The sequence below is a fragment of the Sphingopyxis sp. NJF-3 genome (assembly GCF_053514865.1).
Map to the genome: position 1 here is coordinate 1,007,598 of NZ_CM130726.1, position 15,897 is coordinate 1,023,494.

Below are 15,897 nucleotides of genomic sequence, written 5' to 3' on the forward strand. Positions count from 1 at the left end.
CTCAGGCTTGTGAAGAAACGGTATTGGGGAACCAGCGGCGTCCGAGGCGGAAGGCAACCCCGACAAGCAGAATGAGGACGGGCACTTCGACCAGCGGGCCGATGACGGCCGCAAAGGCCACGGGGGAGGCGAGCCCGAAGGCGGCGATCGCGACCGCGATCGCGAGCTCAAAATTATTGCCCGCCGCAGTGAAGGCGACCGCGGTCGTGCGCGCATGGTCCGCCCCGATGAGTTTTCCCATCCAGAAGCTGATGAGGAACTGGACGACGAAATAGATGGTGAGCGGGATTGCGATCCGGAACACGTCGCCCGGGATGGTCAGGATCTCGCCGCCCTTGAGACTGAACATCGCGACGATCGTGAACAGCAGCGCGACCAGCGTGACCGGGCCGATCTTCGGCAGGAAGCACGTCTCATACCACTCGTCACCCTTTGCCTTCGCGAGAACGCGACGCGTGAGATAGCCTGCGAGAAAGGGGATGCCGAGATAGATGAGTACCGCCTCGGCGATGGTCCAGAAACTCACGTCGATCACGCTGCCTTCGAGCCCGAAAAGCGGCGGCAGCACGGTCAGGAAGAACCAGGCGTAGACGCTGAAGAAGAGGATCTGGAAGATCGAGTTGAAGGCGACGAGCGCCGCGACATATTGATTGTCGCCCTTCGCAAGCTGGTTCCAGACGATCACCATAGCGATGCAGCGCGCGAGGCCGATCAGGATCAGGCCCGTCATATATTCGGGCTTGTCCGAGAGGAAAATGATCGCGAGCGCGAACATCAGCACCGGCCCGATGACCCAGTTCTGGATCAGCGAGATTGCGAGGACGCGCTTGTCCTCGAACACCCGCGGGAGTTCGACATAGCGAACGCGCGCCAGGGGCGGATACATCATCAGGATGAGGCCGATCGCAATCGGGATGTTCGTCGTTCCGACAGACATGGCATCGATCGCGGCGGGCAGACCCTTGAAGGTTGACCCCAAAAGGACGCCGATCGCCATCGCGAGGAAGATCCAGAGCGTCAGATAGCGGTCGAGGAACGACAGGCGTTCGCGCTTTGCTGCGGCGGTCATGTCGATCTCCTAGGCCCGAACGCGATTGCCGACGGCATCGATGATCCGCTCACCGTCCTCCTTGGCGAAGGCGCCAAGCTGGCGTGCCGGAAGAATGTCGAGCACAGCTTCGGACGGGCGGCAGAGCTTGACCCCGAGAGGCGACACGACGAGCGGACGGTTGATGAGGACCGGATGCACCATCATCGCGTCGATGAGCGCGCTATCGTCGAGGCTCTCGTCGCCGAGCCCCAGTTCTGCGTATGGCGTACCCTTCTCGCGAAGCAGGTCGCGCGGGCTTATCCCGGCGCGCTGGATCAGCTCTTCGAGCAGCGCGCGTGACGGCGGTGTCTTCAGATATTCGACGACATGCGGTTCGATCCCGGCATTGCGGATCAGTGCGAGCGTGTTGCGCGACGTGCCGCAGTCGGGATTGTGGTAGATGATGATATCGATCACGGGGCCGGTTCCTTCAGCAGCAGGTGAGTTCGGCGAGCAGCGGCTCGCATAACTCGGGGCGGCCTTGGCAACAGTCCTTCGCAAGGAAGAGCATCAGTTCTCGGAGCGTGTCGATATCGGCTCGCTGTATCTGCTGCCGGCCTTGCTTCTCGGATTTTACGAGACCAGCTTTGGCCAACACAGCGAGATGCGTCGAGAAGGTGCTCTGCGTGAGACCCGAAGCGTCAACAAGTTCGCCGGTCGACAGGCCGTCCGGCTCATGCCGGACGAGCAAGCGGAAGGCTTCGAGGCGCGTGGGATGGGCGAGAGCGGCGAGAGCGGGAAGCGCGGAATCGATGTTCATTAATCGGGATTATCCGATGTGTTGGCGCGCGTCAATTCCTATCGTAAATAGCCGATGAATTAGGCCGAGTGTCCGCTTGTGCCGATCGTCGGCTAAAAACGGACCGTCTTCAAGTGATGACTGGACGGCTCTCCACCTCCCCGCTGTATGATCCGCGAGATAAGCTGAAGGGAGGGGTACGATCGAGAGGATTACGACGATCGGGCTGGATATCGCGAAGTTGGAGTTTCAGGTCCACGGCGTTGATGCCGGAGGCGAGGTGATTGAGGTCCGCGGTCATTTCTGCTCCGCGAGTATATGTTCGTCGGATTCGGCGTATCGGCGAAGCGTCGTAGGCCAGCTCTCGGCCGGGCGGATGCCGGTACTTTTCGTGCCGACGTCGAGCGAGCGGTCTAGTGGCTCGGGTAGAAGCCCTCGCCGAGTGAAGCGCGGATCGTCCACGGGCGAGGCGATAGAGCGCCGAGAGGCGCGGGCTGAAACGCGTGTCATACCCGCACATGTCCGCGCCTTTGACGTTGTGCCCAGCGGAAGCCGCATTGCACGTGGAACCGGTCTTTGTGGAATCACTCATATGAAAATTGCAAACATATGATGTTATTGATAGAGAGCCTTTGAACGAGGCCGTCGAGCCTCTTGCGGGAAGAGGTGACAATGCTGCGATGCCCTAAATTTGCTGTTTTTCCGGCGGACATGAAAATCGTTGGTGGAACATTGGCCGCAATGGCGGCTTCGATGGTTCCGACTGTGCAGGCGCGCCAGGCGGAATCGATCGGTGCAAGTGCGAAAGCCATGTTTGTCGACGTCGATGATGCGATCCCGCTCGATGTTGAGCGCCGGCAAAAATGGGACAGCCCGGTCATTGCCGACGTCGATCAGGATGGCCGGCCGGATGTGATCATCACCGAACATGGCCGAAGTCTTGCTATCCACTGGAACGAGGGGAACGGAAAGTTCAGCAGCGCCCGACGCATCGCTGGCGGCGATCTGCATGGACTTGCGGTCGCGGACTTCGACCGCGATGGCGTCATGGATGTCGTGATCGCACAGGGCGGGGGCGACGGTGCCAATCCGCGCCGCCCGCTGCATCTGCGAGTCGATCGAAACCGGACGGTCGTTTCGCGCGGCATCTTCGATTATTTCGAAAAGGGGCGCGGGCGCGCGGTGAATTTTGTCGACGTCGGCAACGACGGTTTGCTCGATCTGGTGCTGACCGGATTTCCGACCGCCGATCAGCGCGATGGCGCCAATCATCTCTATCGGAACGTCACCGAGGAAAAGCTCGACTTCGCAGCGACGCTGCCGCAGGCGAAGTGGCTCGGCTATCGTGTCGCGCAGACCGATTTCGAAGGCGACGGGTATGCGGACATGCTGTTGTTCGGCGGCGAAAACATCGTTGCGCTTCGCGGTGACGGCGAGGGTAAGTTCGCCGATGCGAGCGAGACGGTCCTCGGCGCGCTTGCGAATACGAGCCACGTCGCGAATGTTGCGCAGATCGATTTCGATAATGATGGCGACCTCGATCTCTTCCTGACGCGTGCCGAACATCAATTCGACCTTGAATCCTACTATGATCCCAAAAGCCGGACCTTTGCCTTTATCAGCTTTCGCAAACCCTTCATGCATGAGGTCAAGAATGTCGCGGGCGACCTGGTGATCGAAAATTTGCAGCGAACCTATCCGCATTATGACATTTATCTGGGCAAAGCGCGGACGAAGCTTGCGGACGTGACCGACCGCCACGCGGGCCGCGATGTCTCGATCTCCCCCGGTGAGGCCGAAGGCTGGCCCGACGGGGCGACCGAAGGCGGACTCTATATCGGTTACCTCGGAAATGGTGCCTGGCGGATCGGGGGTCAGGTTCAGTCGCGGCTCGCTGCAGCCGTCCGCGGGGTCGATATTTCCGAGCCGATCGAGCCGCAGCCCGCGCTCCCGGCGCAGCTGTTCGAAAACCGGGACGGGGTTTACGTCGATGTGACCAAGGCAATGGGCATCGATATCGACGAGCAGACGACGAGCGCGGCGGTCGGCGATTTCGATAATGACGGCTGGTCGGATATCGCCGTGCTTCGCTATGGCGACATGGCGCGTGCGAACACGCACATCCTCCTGATGAACCGGGTCGGCAAGCGTTTCGACAGCGCTGTCCAGCACGGCATTCGCTCGCCCGACGTCGGGACGACGGGCGGGGCGATCGAAGCTTTCGACTATGATGCCGACGGCGCACTCGATCTTGTTTTTTCGAGCGAGCGCGGCCGCTGGCAACTGCTGCGCAACCAAAAGGCCGATCGACGCGATTTTGTCGGCGCGCGGGTCGGCAAGTCACCATCGGGCATGGCGCAGGCGCCGGGGGCTCGCTTGACTGTCAAGGCGTGCGGACAAACATACCAGCGCGTCGTCGGCGCAGGATCGGCCGCCTTCTCGCAAAGTTTCAACCCGGAACTCCACATTGGGCTTGGCCAATGCAAGGCCATCGGGCGCGCGGAGGTGCGCTGGACAAATGGCGAGACAGCTGCCGTTTCGCTGCGGCGCGGTACCTATGTCGATGTGGGGGACCGGAAATGATGAAATCGGACAAGGGCCGGCGCCGCCTTGCGCTATTGTGGGCCAGCTCGACACTGCTTGGCGGTGCCTTGCTGGCCGGCTGCGCGGCTAATGGCGCTGCGTCGGCGGCGCCGCCTGCGATCGCTGCCCCCGCCGACCTTGAGCAGTCGGCACGGACGAAGATCGCGGCGCTCGAAAGCCGGATGGCATCGGCGAAGGCAGCGGGGCACGATGTCGTGCGCGAAGAAACGACCATCTGGTTCGCGCGAGAATTTCTCAAATTCGCCGATTGGGATGCAGCCAATCCCAAGGCGGTCGAATATGCCTTTTCGAAGTTCCCGCCCTATGCCGACGAGGCCGCTCGCTGGGCGCGCGAGATTCCCGATTTCCAGCGCGAGCAGGTGAATGAAATGCTCGATCGCGCGATCGCCGAACTCGACCGCGTGACCTCGGGCGCGATCGTGCGGAGGCCGGTCAACAAGGTTGACTGGCGGAATATCAAGGTCGGTGAGAACGCCTATTATTCGAACGGGCGTCCGATCTTTCTTTACGATTATTTCTCGAAATCGGTCGGGCGTCCGCTCACCGACGAGGGGGTCTATAACGACCATCTCGGCGCCATTTATCATGGCGGGCAGCGCGTTTATGACGTCGATCATGACCGCGCGATCAATTCTTTCCTGCTGAATGAAGATGGGAGCTGGGACGAAGAGCGGCTCAGCTATGTCACCGAAATCCCCGACACCAATGTCGGCTTCCTCATCTACTGGAACATGGGCATTCCCGAATGGGTCGAACGGCGCGAGCCCGAGGTGCGCAAGGGGCGCTCGCTCTTCACCGGCTATGATGTCGACAATCCGCTGGTGCGCGACGTCTGGGGCAAGATCGCGCGCAAGACGGGCGAGCTGACCCGCGGCAAAAAGGTGACGCAGCTCGGCTATATATTGTCGAACGAGCCGCACTGGTTTTCCGAAAAGGGCCATTGGAGCCAGAATTTTCAGGAGATGAACGCAATCTCCTCCTACACCCTTGCGAAGTTTCGCGATTGGCTCGACCGCAAATATGCGGGCGACATCCAGCGGCTCAATGCCAATTGGGGCGCTTCGTTCAAGGATTTCGGGGCCGTCGAGATCGCGATTCCGATCGATCCCGCGACGCGCGGAACGCCGGTCTGGTACGACTGGTCGCGTTTCAACATGGACCGCGCGACCGATTGGTTCACCTATATTCAGGGCGAGCTGCGCAAGGCGAACCCCGAGGCCCACACCAGCATCAAAATCATGCCGAACATGTTTACCGAAAATGCCCGGTCGCACGGCATCGATATCGAGGCGCTCACCGAGCTCACCTCGATGATCGGCGATGATGCGAAGGCGCAGGAGGGCAAGGATCTGCGCATCACCAAAACGCTGCCCTGGGAAGAGCATTATTCCTATTTCTGGGAAGAGCTCAGCATGTCCTATGACTTCATGGAATCGGTCGCGCCCGACAAGCTGCACTTCAATTCGGAATCGCATTTCCTGTCGACGTCATGGTTCCGCAAGATGGACATGACCCCCGAATATGTGCGCAGCGTATACTGGCTCGCGACGCTGCAGGGGATGGATGCCAACCTCGGCTGGTTCTGGGCACGCGACCCTGACGGATCGTTCGAGGACCGGCTCGAGGGCGAACTCAACTTCTTCGATCCGGCGCTTGCCGGGTCATTTGTCGGCTCCGTCAACCAGCAGCCGCAGGTGGCGAACGCGGTCACACAGGTGATGATGGACCTCAACAGCTATTCCGAGGAAATTATCGCGCTGCGCGAACAGCGTCGCCCGATCCGGCTATTTCATTCCGAAACCTCGGCCATCAACAAGCGCGATCATATGAGTGAACAATTCGCTCTATACGAAAATCTCTTCTTCGAAGGATTCCCGGTCGGCTTTGCAACACAGAAGATCATTGCGAAGCAGGACAATCGACAGTGGGATACGATCGTCGTTTATCGCACCGAATATGTGACCGATGCCGAGTTCGCCGCGCTCCAGGCCTATCTCGATCGCGGCGGCACGGTCATCGTCGATCGACCGCAGAGCCTGTCTATGGACGAATATGGCGAGCGGCGTGCGGCACGATTGCGCGCGAGTGCCGGAAAACTCATTACCATGGGCGAGGGTGCCGATCTTGAAACGCTCCGCCAGGCGGCGCTCGAAGCCGCCAAATCTGGACGACCCGACGTTCGCCTAGTCGAAGACAATGGTACGTCCCACAAGGGCGTCACATGGCGCGCCGTGCGGCAGGCCGACGGCAGTTGGCTCGTCAATGCGCTCAACATCGGCAAGAACGCAGCTTCCTTGCGAATCGAGGGGCGCGACGGACGCGCGCTCGACGCGACCGATCTGATGACCGGCAAGGCGCTGGGTTCGCAGGTCGCGATCGACCGCAATGGTGTGTTGCTGCTGAAGGTTGGCTGACGAATAACGGCGACGCGCGCGGCGCCTAGCCGCGGTGAACGCGCCGCGCCGCCTCGCCGAAGGGACTCTTGCCCAAAAAGGTGAGATGGACATCGCGGCTGGCGGCATTGATCGGCGCTTGCGGACTGCCCCAATGACCCAGCATCAAGCGGAGCGGGCGGTGGTCTGCGGGAGCGGCGATGGCGCGGGCTATCGCCTCGACGACCTCGGCCGTATCGCCGGGTGGTCGGGGGATGCTACCTGACCCCATTTCGGTACTGATCGCGCCATAGCCTTCGAGGTGGGCGATGTCGGAGCGGTCCTTCAAGGCTTTTGTCAGCCGCTCGCGATTCTGCCAGAGGCGCGTCGGATAGCTGCCGGGCTGGACGCAGGTCACGTTCACGCCCTGATCGGCAAGCTCATAGGCAAGCGTATCCGACATTGCCTCGACGGCGAATTTCGTGGGGCAGTAGTGGCCGAGCCCCGGCCACACGAGCCGTCCCGATTGCGACGACATGTTGACGATATGACCCCGCCGACGCTTTCGCATACCCGGCAATATTGCGCGGATCATGCGTTGGTAGCCAAAGACATTTGTTTCATAGACCAGCCGCGTCGCGGCGATGTCCTGCGCCTCGAGCGGGCCGACGATCGCAATCCCGGCATTATTGACCAGGACATCGGGAACGTCGCCGAGAATGCGCTGCGCATCTTCGACCCCGCGCGCCACACTGCGTTCGTCAAGTACGTCGATTTCGGCGATATGGAGCGCAAGCCCTTCCTGCGCGGCGATTGCACGGATTTGATCGGCTTCGGGGCGCGGCAGGTCGCGCATCGTCGCCACGACGGCGGCACCAGCACGCGCGTAATGTAGCGCGCCAAGATAGCCGAAGCCGCTTGAACAGCCGGTGATCAGGATCGAGGTTCCGGCCAGATCCGCGGGCCCAGATGCTGGCGCCGCACGGGCGGCTTCGCTCATGGCAAGCGGCGCCGCGGCGCCCGCTGCGAGGAGGGAGCGGCGAGAGATTTTAGTCATGGCTGGCTGCCGGGTTTTGGCGTGGCATGGGCGTCAATTGGCATGGCTGGCAGCTTTCTCACTGTCATAAACAAGCCGGAATCCGACATTGCTCGCTCCCATCCCCGCGTCGCGTCCGGTGCGCGCGGCGGGGCGGTAGCGCTGGCAATAATTGGGGGCGCATAGATAAGAGCCGCCCTTCATGACGCGCGAGGGCAGGCCCGGGTTTGCTGGATCGAAGGCGTCGCTTTCGGCTGGACCGCGCGGGTTCCGGGTGGGCCGGTCCGGGTCGTGACCGGGAGCGTAAAAGTCGCTTGTCACTTCCCAGACATTGCCGATCATATCATAAAGACCCCAGTCGTTCGGCGCATAGCATCCGACCGGAGCGATTCCCCCGAAGCCATCGGTTGCAAAATCCTTGACCGGGAAAACACCTTGCCAGCTGTTCGCTTCGCTCGGCTGGGCGGTGTAATTGGCGCCGCCGGCGCGCGCGGCATATTCCCATTCGGCCTCGCTTGGCAGCCGCCCCCCGCGCCAGCGCGCATAAGCTTCCATATCGGCATAAGCGAGATGGACGACGGGCCGGTCGGGTCGGGAATCGGGGCCTTGCGGGCCCAAGGGTTTGCGCCAGTTCGCACCCGGGCGATACTCCCACCAGTCGGCGTAATTGTTCGACGGACGGTCTGGAGCGGTGAACACGGCAGAGCCTGGCTTGAGCATGTCGGACGGGATGGCGTCGACGGGTAAGGCAAACTGGCCGGGATCGACCGGCCTTTCCGCGACCGTGACGTAGTGCGTCGCTGCGACGAACCGCGCATAGTCGGCGTTGGTCACCTCGGTTCGGTCGATCCAGAAGCCATCGACTGCAACGCGGCGCACCGGACCTTCGCCAGCATACACATCCTCCTGGCCCATCATGAAGGATCCAGCCGTTATATGCACATAGCCGGGCGCTCTGGCTGCGCAAATGCGCGGCTCAGCTTCTCCCGGTCGCTCGCCTGTTGGCAGGAGCGCCCAGGCAGCTGCCGCGGCTCCGGCCAGTCCCGCGGCACCAAGTAGCATCGCGGCCAGGCCGCGGCGGCCGACATGGTTTCGCATGTCCATCTCCCAAAGCTCATTGACTCATGAAACATATGATGTTTAATCACGTCCTATAACTGTGCGCTGGCGAGGTCAATGTTTCGAGGCGTCGCCGGGCACGACAAACGGGCGGTTCGGCCGCGGGAGATGGAATGACGGGCGAGACTTTCCCCCTTTATATTGCTGGCCGGCTGGTTGGCGCAGATACTGCCGTTGATGTCGTCAATCCGGCGACCGATCAGATCGTCGGCCGCATCGCCGCTGCGTCGCCGGAGGCTGTCGATGCGGCGCTCGCCGCGGCTGCGGCGGCCTTTCCCCGCTGGTCGGCGCTGAGCGGGGCCGAACGGGCCGAATGGATGAACCGACTGCGCGCAGCCATCGCGGCGAAGGAGGAATGGCTTCGCACCCTTGTTCATCTGGAGATGGGCAAGCCCTGGGCGGCAGCGGGCGAAGATTTTTCGATGCTGCTCGACAGTCTCGACTATTATGCCGGACTCGCGCGCGGCTTCGACAGCGCGCTGATCGAGGATCGCGAGGGTACGCATCACCACGAAATCACCCGCGAGCCGGTCGGCGTCGTCGGCGCATTTCTCGCCTGGAATTTCCCGCTGCTGAACCTCGCCTACAAGCTTGGGCCGGCACTGGCGTCGGGATGCCCCATTGTCATAAAGCCATCGGCAAAGACGCCGCTATCGGCCTATGCGGTCGGACAAATCTGCCATGCGACCGGCCTGCCTGCGGGCGCCGTAAACATCGTGGGCGGCGACGACGCGATGATCGGCGATCGCATATCTTCGTCACCGATCCCCGCGATGCTCACCCTGATCGGATCGACCGCGACCGGCGCGCATGTCATGCGGACCGGCGCGACATCGATCAAACGCTATTCGATGGAGCTGGGCGGCAATGCGCCGGTGCTGGTTTTTGCCGATGCCGATCTCGATCTTGCGGCAGATGTGATTGCCGCGCTGAAGTTCGGAAATTCGGGGCAAATCTGCGTCGCACCCAACCGGGTCTTTGCCGAAGACGCGGTCCGCGACGCGCTGGCGCAAAAGATCGTCGAGCGCGCGCAGGCGGTGATCGTGGGTTTCGACCGGAACGCCGCGATCGCGATGGGGCCGCTGATCGATCGCGGCGCGCGCGCGCGGATCGAAGGGCTCATTGCCGATGCGACTGCTGCGGGGGCCGAAATATTGACGGGGGGCACTGCGCCGGAAGCAAGTCCCAGCGACGCCTTCCTCGCACCGACGGTGCTGCGACATGTCTCAGGCGACATGCGCATCGCGCGCGAAGAGGTATTCGGCCCGGTCGTCAACTTGATGGAACCGCCCGGGGGCGAAGATGAGATGCTCGCGGCCGCGAATGATACCGACGCTGGCCTCACCGCTTATGTGTTTACGGCCGATCCCGCGCGCGCGCGGCGGTGTGCTCGCGCGCTGCGTTTTGGCGAGGTCCAGATCAACGGCGTCAAATATGCGATCAATCTTCCCCATGGCGGCCTGAAACAGTCGGGGATCGGCGTCGATTGTTCGGATCTGGCGCTCGATGATTATTTCGCGGTGAAGCGGATCAGCACCGCGCTTACGCCGGACACCGCCGCGTGATGCGGGGTGTCCACATGGCTATGCTTCGCTGCGCGCGCGCGTCCGCGATGCTGTTCGGCGCGAGCATTCTCGGCACCGGAGGCCCCAGCTGGGCGAGCGATCCGGCTCCTTTGTCCGATCCGTCAAATGGCAGCGGCTGGGTGCTCAATCACCTGGTGTCGGACGAATTTAATGGCGAAGACATCGATCACGACAAATGGAATGTGCAAGGGCGAGGCGGCGGCTTCAATGGCTGGAAGGGGCGCGCGCCTTCGCAATTCGTTGCCGAGAATGTTCGCGTCGAGGACGGCAAGCTCAAGATCCGCTCGAAATGGGATCCGGATTATGACTTCGTTGGCGAGTCGCAGGGAGGCGTGCGCTACGGCGATCCTGTCGCCCCCGTCACCACCGGCGGCGTGATCGGCAACCGCCGTTTTCTTTACGGCTATATGGAGGTCCGATCCAAGGCCGCCGATGCGGCGATGACGAGCGCTTTCTGGACGCTGGGTCATGAGTCCGAACTTGATATCTACGAGCAGATGGGGCGGCCGAAAAAGAGCGATGGCGGGATCGAGGCCGATACGCTCAACGCCGCGATCCATGACTGGCGGCCCGGCAAATTCTCGACCGGCGGCGTGCCGCTCAACAAGGTTTTCAATTTAAAGCACGACCTTGGTTTCCGCGTTGCGGATGATTTCCATGTCTATGGGGTCGAATGGGATCCCGCGTATCTGCGCTTTTACGTGGATGGCAAATTTATCCGCGAGGCGACGCGGGCTGAAATCGGCGACGGCTGGGTGCTCACCAATCCGCTGCAGCTCTATTTCGATTCCGAGATATTTTCCTGGCTCGGCTATCCGCATGCCGCCGAGCTGCCCGCCGATTATGAAGTCGATTATGTCCGGGTGTGGCAAAAACCCGATACCGAGCGCCTCGACCGGGCTTTTTACGGTTTCGAGGGGCCGCTCTTCACTCTTGGTCGCAAGCCTCCCGGTGCTTCCGAAAAAGTCCGCAACAAAGAGGAGTGGCGGCAGGACTGGTATTTCGATGGCGCGGCGGCGAAGCATTTTGCGATCGCCGAAAATGAGCAATATCTCGGCGGAAAGCGCAGCTTGCGGCTTGTCGCCGACAAAGCCCCGAAGGGCCGGCTGACCGCATTCGCGCCCCCCGGTTCCGTCGTGAGCGATGCGGGCGAACAGGATTTCTCGGTGCGTGTCTATGTGCCGACCGGACCCGGCCGCGCGGTCGTCCAGTTTTTCCTCGACGAGCCCTGGTACCAGTCGCCGCCCATCGACCTCTCCCGCTTTCCGCGCGATCAGTGGGTAAACCTGCCCATCCGCATTCCCCGCAACGCAGCCTCAGGGCCAAATGACCGGGTGCGGATCATGCTCGTCAACGAGGACGGGCGGGCTAGTGGAACCTATTATTTCGACGATGTGTCGCTGGTGCCGGCAGGGGAGGCGGAGTGAATATGAAGGGCAAGAAACTGGCGATACGGAGCGCTTTCCTGCTCGGGGTCTCGATGGCGCTCGCCGCCTGCTCGGCATCCGAACGCGATGGCACCTTCGCCGTACCGGCGGCGCAGCCCGTCACCGCTGCGAAAAAAGCGCAGGATCGCCCGCCGAACATCATCGTCATCCTGACAGACGATCAGGGCTATGCCGATGTCGGGTTCAACGGTTCGACCGAGATTCCGACGCCCAATATCGACCGTATCGCGAAGGAAGGCGTGCGTTTCGATCGCGGCTATGTGAGCTTTCCGGTTTGTGGTCCGAGCCGCGCCGGCTTGTTGACGGGGCGCTATCAGTCGCGCTTCGGCTATGATCTTAACGCCAGCGAAAACCCGCACGATCCCACCGCCGGTCTTCCGCTTTCCGAACGCACGATCGCCGATATTCTGGACCAAGCGGGCTATACCAGCGCGGCGCTGGGGAAATGGCACATGGGCAACCATGACCAGTTTCACCCCTTCGAGCGCGGCTTCGACGAATTTTACGGCTTCCCCAACGGCGGGCACAATTATTTCCTCGATCGGCTCCGCAACATCCCGATCAAGGAGGCCAAGAACGGCGGACAGCTCTATGAGAGCTGGCTGATGGTCGGACGCGAGCAGGTTGCTACCTCGGGCTATTTGACCGACTGGCTATCCGAACGCGCCGTCGAGTTCGTCGAACGTCACAAGGAAAGGCCATTTTTCCTCTACCTCGCCTACAATGCGCCGCATACGCCGATGCAGGCGACCCAGAAATATCTCGACCGTTTCCGCCATATCGCTGATGAGCGTCGGCGGACCTATGCCGCGATGGTCAGTGCTGTCGACGACGGGGTTGGTGTGCTTCTTGACCGGCTCGACACGCTCGGCCTTGCGGACGATACCATTGTTTTCTTCCTCTCCGACAATGGAGGGCCGCTCGTTCGCGCCCGCAACGGTTCGGTCAACTTGCCGCTTCGGGGCGGCAAGGGCGACCTGTTCGAGGGCGGGGTTCGTGTTCCTTTCGCCATGCGCTGGACCGGACGGATCCCGGCCGGCGTCAACTATCCGCACAGCGTCAGTTCGCTCGACATCGCGGCGACCGCCGCCGGGGTCAACGGGATCAGCATTCCGGCGCGAAACGCGCTCGATGGGGTCAACCTCATCCCTTACTTGACGGGCGCCAAGAAAGGCGAAGCCCCGCATCGCCAGTTGTTCTGGCGCTACCCCGCCGATACGCGCGACAATTTGCGGATCGGCCGCCGTGCGGCGATCGATGGGAATGACAAGCTGGTCGAATATAAGCGCGACCAATCGCTGTTCGACGTGTCGAAGGATATTGGCGAACAGAAAAATCTGCGGGGTGATCGAAAACAGCGCGCGCACGAACTCGATGCCGCCTGGCAGCGCTGGAACGATCAAATGGCGAAGCGTAGCGCCATCGCCATCTACAATGAATGGGAAGGGTCCTGAACGATGCTGGTTCGTTCGCTCGCGCTCGGTCTTGCGCTCAGTGCCTCCACGCTGGTTGCGGCGAAGGCAGCGCCGGCGGGAGCTGCGGCTGACGCTACGGCTCCCTCCTCGACAGCGAAAGCAAAGGTCCGCAAGCCGAACGTCCTGATCCTCCTCTTCGACGATTTGCGTTTCGACAGCTTTTCTTACCGGGGCGGACCGGTCCCGACGCCCAATATAGATGCGCTGGCAGCGCAGTCGACGCGCTTCGACCTTGCGATCAGCACGACGGGGCTTTGTTCGCCCTCACGCGCCGCGCTTTTTACCGGCCGGTGGGGGCATCGCACCGGCCTCGACGACAATGTCGAGCTTTGGCATTCGCGCCTCGCGAAGCTCAGCGATGACGAGGGGGGATTGCTGCGCGCGGCGAGCCGGAACGGTTACCGCGTCGGATATGTCGGGAAATGGCATCTCGGCGAGCGCGGCCCGCAAATCCGCGGAGCCGAATATGTCGAGGCATTTGAGGAAGAAGAAGCGGCGCGCAAACCCTACACCCCGCGCGACTCGCTTGCCGCCGTGCGGCGCTATCAGGCCGGGGAGCGTGATGCTGGCGGCGAAAAACATCAATATTATGAGACGCTCGCCGGCAGTTACGAAACCAGCTTTACCGCCGGGAAGGTCCACAAGGGTCAGCAATTCATCCGCGAGGTTGCGAAAGAGGATCGGCCTTTCCTCGCCGTTGTGAGCTTTCAGCAGCCGCACCCGCCCTATCGCGTTCCCGAACCCTATGCGTCGATGTTCGATCCTGACACGATCAAACTTCCGGCCAACCATCTCGCGCCGCGCGTCGCCACGCCGCTGAGCCAGGAATATCCCTGGTGGCCGTGGCACGACGTCGGGCACATGACCGATCGGGACTGGCGCGAGGCGCGGGCCAAATACTATGGCGCGGTGGCGATGATCGACCGCGCGGTGGGCGACCTCATCCGCACGGCGAAGGAAGCGGGCCTTTATGACGATCTGCACATCGTCCTGCTGGGCGACCAGGGGAGCATGATCGGCGAGCATGGTCTCTATGACAAATCGGCCTATGCCTATGACGAATTGATGCGCATACCCTTGTTGATGCGCGATCCCGATGCACGCCCCCATGTGGTCGACCGGCATGTGTCGCTCATCGATATTCCGGCGACCTTGTTCGACTGGATGGGATTGGCCCCCGACAAGCCGATCGACGGCCAGTCGCTCGCCGGCCTCATCGACGGCAGCGCGGCCTATAAGGGGCCCGACGACGCGCTCTACGCCTATGAATGGTATAATGGTGCCTGGTTCGGTCTTCGCGCGCTGCGCACGCGCGATCATAAATATGTGTGGAACCCCGGCGATACGATCGACGAGCTTTACGACTTGAAGGCCGACCCGGGCGAAACGGTCAATCTGATCGATTCGCCTCGCCATGCCGCAAAACTGGCGGGATTGCGGCATCGGCTGCTCGAGCGTCTCCGCGCCGTGGAAGACCCTGCCGCGGCTAATCTGGCGTTGCTGATCGACCGGAGCGAAAAGCGATGAGCGGCAGCGCGGACAGTCTTCCCCCGCGGATTTTCGATGATCGTCGCTGCGGACTCGGCGAGGCGCCCCTGTGGCACCCCGGGCGGGACGAACTGTTCTGGGTCGATATTCCCAAGCAGAAGCTGATGGCGCGCGGCCCGGACGGAGCGCGCGAGCAGCACTTCGACGAAATGATCTCGGCGCTCGGCTGGATCGATCGCGACACCCTGCTGCTCGCGAGCGAAACCGGGCTCTACCGGCTTGCGATCGCCGACTGGGCTCGGACGCCGATCTGCCCGATCGAGGCCGATAACTCGGCCACACGAAGCAACGATGGCCGCGGTGATCCGTGGGGTGGCTTCTGGGTCGGCACGATGAGCAAGAAGGCGGACCCCGAGGCTGGCGCCATTTATCGCTTTTATCGGGGTGAGCTTCGGCGGCTGGTTGAGCGGATGACCATCCCCAATGGCCTTTGCATCGACCGCGCGCGCCAAATCGCCTATTGTACGGACTCGGCGCTGCGCAAGACGTGGCGCCTGACGCTCGACGCGGATGGGTGGCCGGTGGGCGATCCCGAACTGTTTCTCGACTATTCCGGTTGCGTGACGACAATCGATGGCGCGATCATTGATCGCGAAGGGCATCTTTGGTGCGCAATCTTCGACGGCTCGGCGGTGCTGCGGATCAGCCCCGAAGGCAAACTCGTCGAACGGTTCGATACGCGAACGCCGCGTCCGACCTGTCCTGCGTTCGGCGGCAGCGATTATTCGGACCTTTTCGTGACGACGGCGGCCATCGGTCTCGACGCTCGGTCGCAGGATGCCGCGCCGCACGGCACCACATTATGCTTTCCGGGCGTCGCGCGCGGCGTGGCCGAGCCGCGCTTCGTTGTCGATGGCTTATAAGGCCAATACAAACATCA

Annotated in this window: 12 protein-coding genes; 7 read left to right on the plus strand and 5 right to left on the minus strand. The window is 62.0% G+C overall.

Annotation, left to right across the window (positions count from 1 at the left end; all coding sequences use genetic code 11):
* Window position 1: 1 nt before the first annotated feature.
* Genes arsB through ACOTSS_RS04760 form a run of 3 tightly spaced genes read right to left on the minus strand, consistent with a single transcriptional unit; the run spans window position 2 to window position 1,850 of the window.
* Complete coding sequence (gene arsB, locus ACOTSS_RS04750; protein WP_448690381.1) at window positions 2–1,069, minus strand: ACR3 family arsenite efflux transporter; 1,068 nt, start codon at window positions 1,067–1,069, stop codon at window positions 2–4.
* Between the two features lie 9 nt (window positions 1,070–1,078).
* The gene (gene arsC / locus ACOTSS_RS04755) at window positions 1,079–1,507 is read right to left on the minus strand and encodes an arsenate reductase (glutaredoxin) (RefSeq protein ID WP_448690382.1); all 429 of its coding nucleotides are present in this window, start codon (window positions 1,505–1,507) and stop codon (window positions 1,079–1,081) included.
* 13 nt (window positions 1,508–1,520) lie between these two features.
* The gene (locus tag ACOTSS_RS04760; protein WP_448690383.1) at window positions 1,521–1,850 is read right to left on the minus strand and encodes an ArsR/SmtB family transcription factor; all 330 of its coding nucleotides are present in this window, start codon (window positions 1,848–1,850) and stop codon (window positions 1,521–1,523) included.
* A 633-nt stretch (window positions 1,851–2,483) separates the two neighbouring features.
* Here ACOTSS_RS04760 and ACOTSS_RS04765 point away from each other — a divergent pair.
* Window positions 2,484–4,412: a CRTAC1 family protein gene (locus tag ACOTSS_RS04765; protein WP_448690384.1), complete on the plus strand. Its 1,929-nt coding sequence runs from the start codon at window positions 2,484–2,486 to the stop codon at window positions 4,410–4,412.
* Window positions 4,310–6,847, plus strand: a complete 2,538-nt coding sequence (locus tag ACOTSS_RS04770; RefSeq protein WP_448690385.1) for an alpha-amylase family protein — start codon at window positions 4,310–4,312, stop codon at window positions 6,845–6,847. The genes ACOTSS_RS04765 and ACOTSS_RS04770 overlap by 103 nt, the downstream gene beginning before the upstream one ends.
* A gap of 25 nt (window positions 6,848–6,872) precedes the next feature.
* Here the strand turns inward: ACOTSS_RS04770 and ACOTSS_RS04775 are convergent, their stop codons facing one another.
* Both ACOTSS_RS04775 and ACOTSS_RS04780 read right to left on the minus strand, forming a co-directional pair.
* Complete coding sequence (locus tag ACOTSS_RS04775) at window positions 6,873–7,805, minus strand: SDR family oxidoreductase (protein WP_448690386.1); 933 nt, start codon at window positions 7,803–7,805, stop codon at window positions 6,873–6,875.
* A 90-nt stretch (window positions 7,806–7,895) separates the two neighbouring features.
* Window positions 7,896–8,759, minus strand: coding sequence for a formylglycine-generating enzyme family protein (locus ACOTSS_RS04780; protein ID WP_448690387.1), 864 nt, complete (start codon window positions 8,757–8,759; stop codon window positions 7,896–7,898).
* A gap of 314 nt (window positions 8,760–9,073) precedes the next feature.
* Between ACOTSS_RS04780 and ACOTSS_RS04785 the strand changes: the two genes are divergently transcribed.
* Genes ACOTSS_RS04785 through ACOTSS_RS04805 form a run of 5 tightly spaced genes read left to right on the plus strand, consistent with a single transcriptional unit; the run spans window position 9,074 to window position 15,880 of the window.
* On the plus strand, window positions 9,074–10,525 hold the full coding sequence (locus ACOTSS_RS04785) for an aldehyde dehydrogenase family protein (RefSeq protein ID WP_448690388.1): 1,452 nt from the start codon (window positions 9,074–9,076) through the stop codon (window positions 10,523–10,525).
* A gap of 47 nt (window positions 10,526–10,572) precedes the next feature.
* Window positions 10,573–11,973: a family 16 glycosylhydrolase gene (locus ACOTSS_RS04790; protein WP_448690389.1), complete on the plus strand. Its 1,401-nt coding sequence runs from the start codon at window positions 10,573–10,575 to the stop codon at window positions 11,971–11,973.
* A gap of 2 nt (window positions 11,974–11,975) precedes the next feature.
* Complete coding sequence (locus ACOTSS_RS04795; RefSeq protein WP_448690390.1) at window positions 11,976–13,448, plus strand: sulfatase-like hydrolase/transferase; 1,473 nt, start codon at window positions 11,976–11,978, stop codon at window positions 13,446–13,448.
* Window positions 13,449–13,451: 3 nt separating this feature from the next.
* The gene (locus ACOTSS_RS04800; RefSeq protein ID WP_448690391.1) at window positions 13,452–14,996 is read left to right on the plus strand and encodes a sulfatase-like hydrolase/transferase; all 1,545 of its coding nucleotides are present in this window, start codon (window positions 13,452–13,454) and stop codon (window positions 14,994–14,996) included.
* Window positions 14,993–15,880, plus strand: coding sequence for an SMP-30/gluconolactonase/LRE family protein (locus ACOTSS_RS04805; RefSeq protein ID WP_448690392.1), 888 nt, complete (start codon window positions 14,993–14,995; stop codon window positions 15,878–15,880). Before ACOTSS_RS04800 ends, ACOTSS_RS04805 begins: the two co-directional genes overlap by 4 nt.
* Window positions 15,881–15,897: the final 17 nt, after the last annotated feature.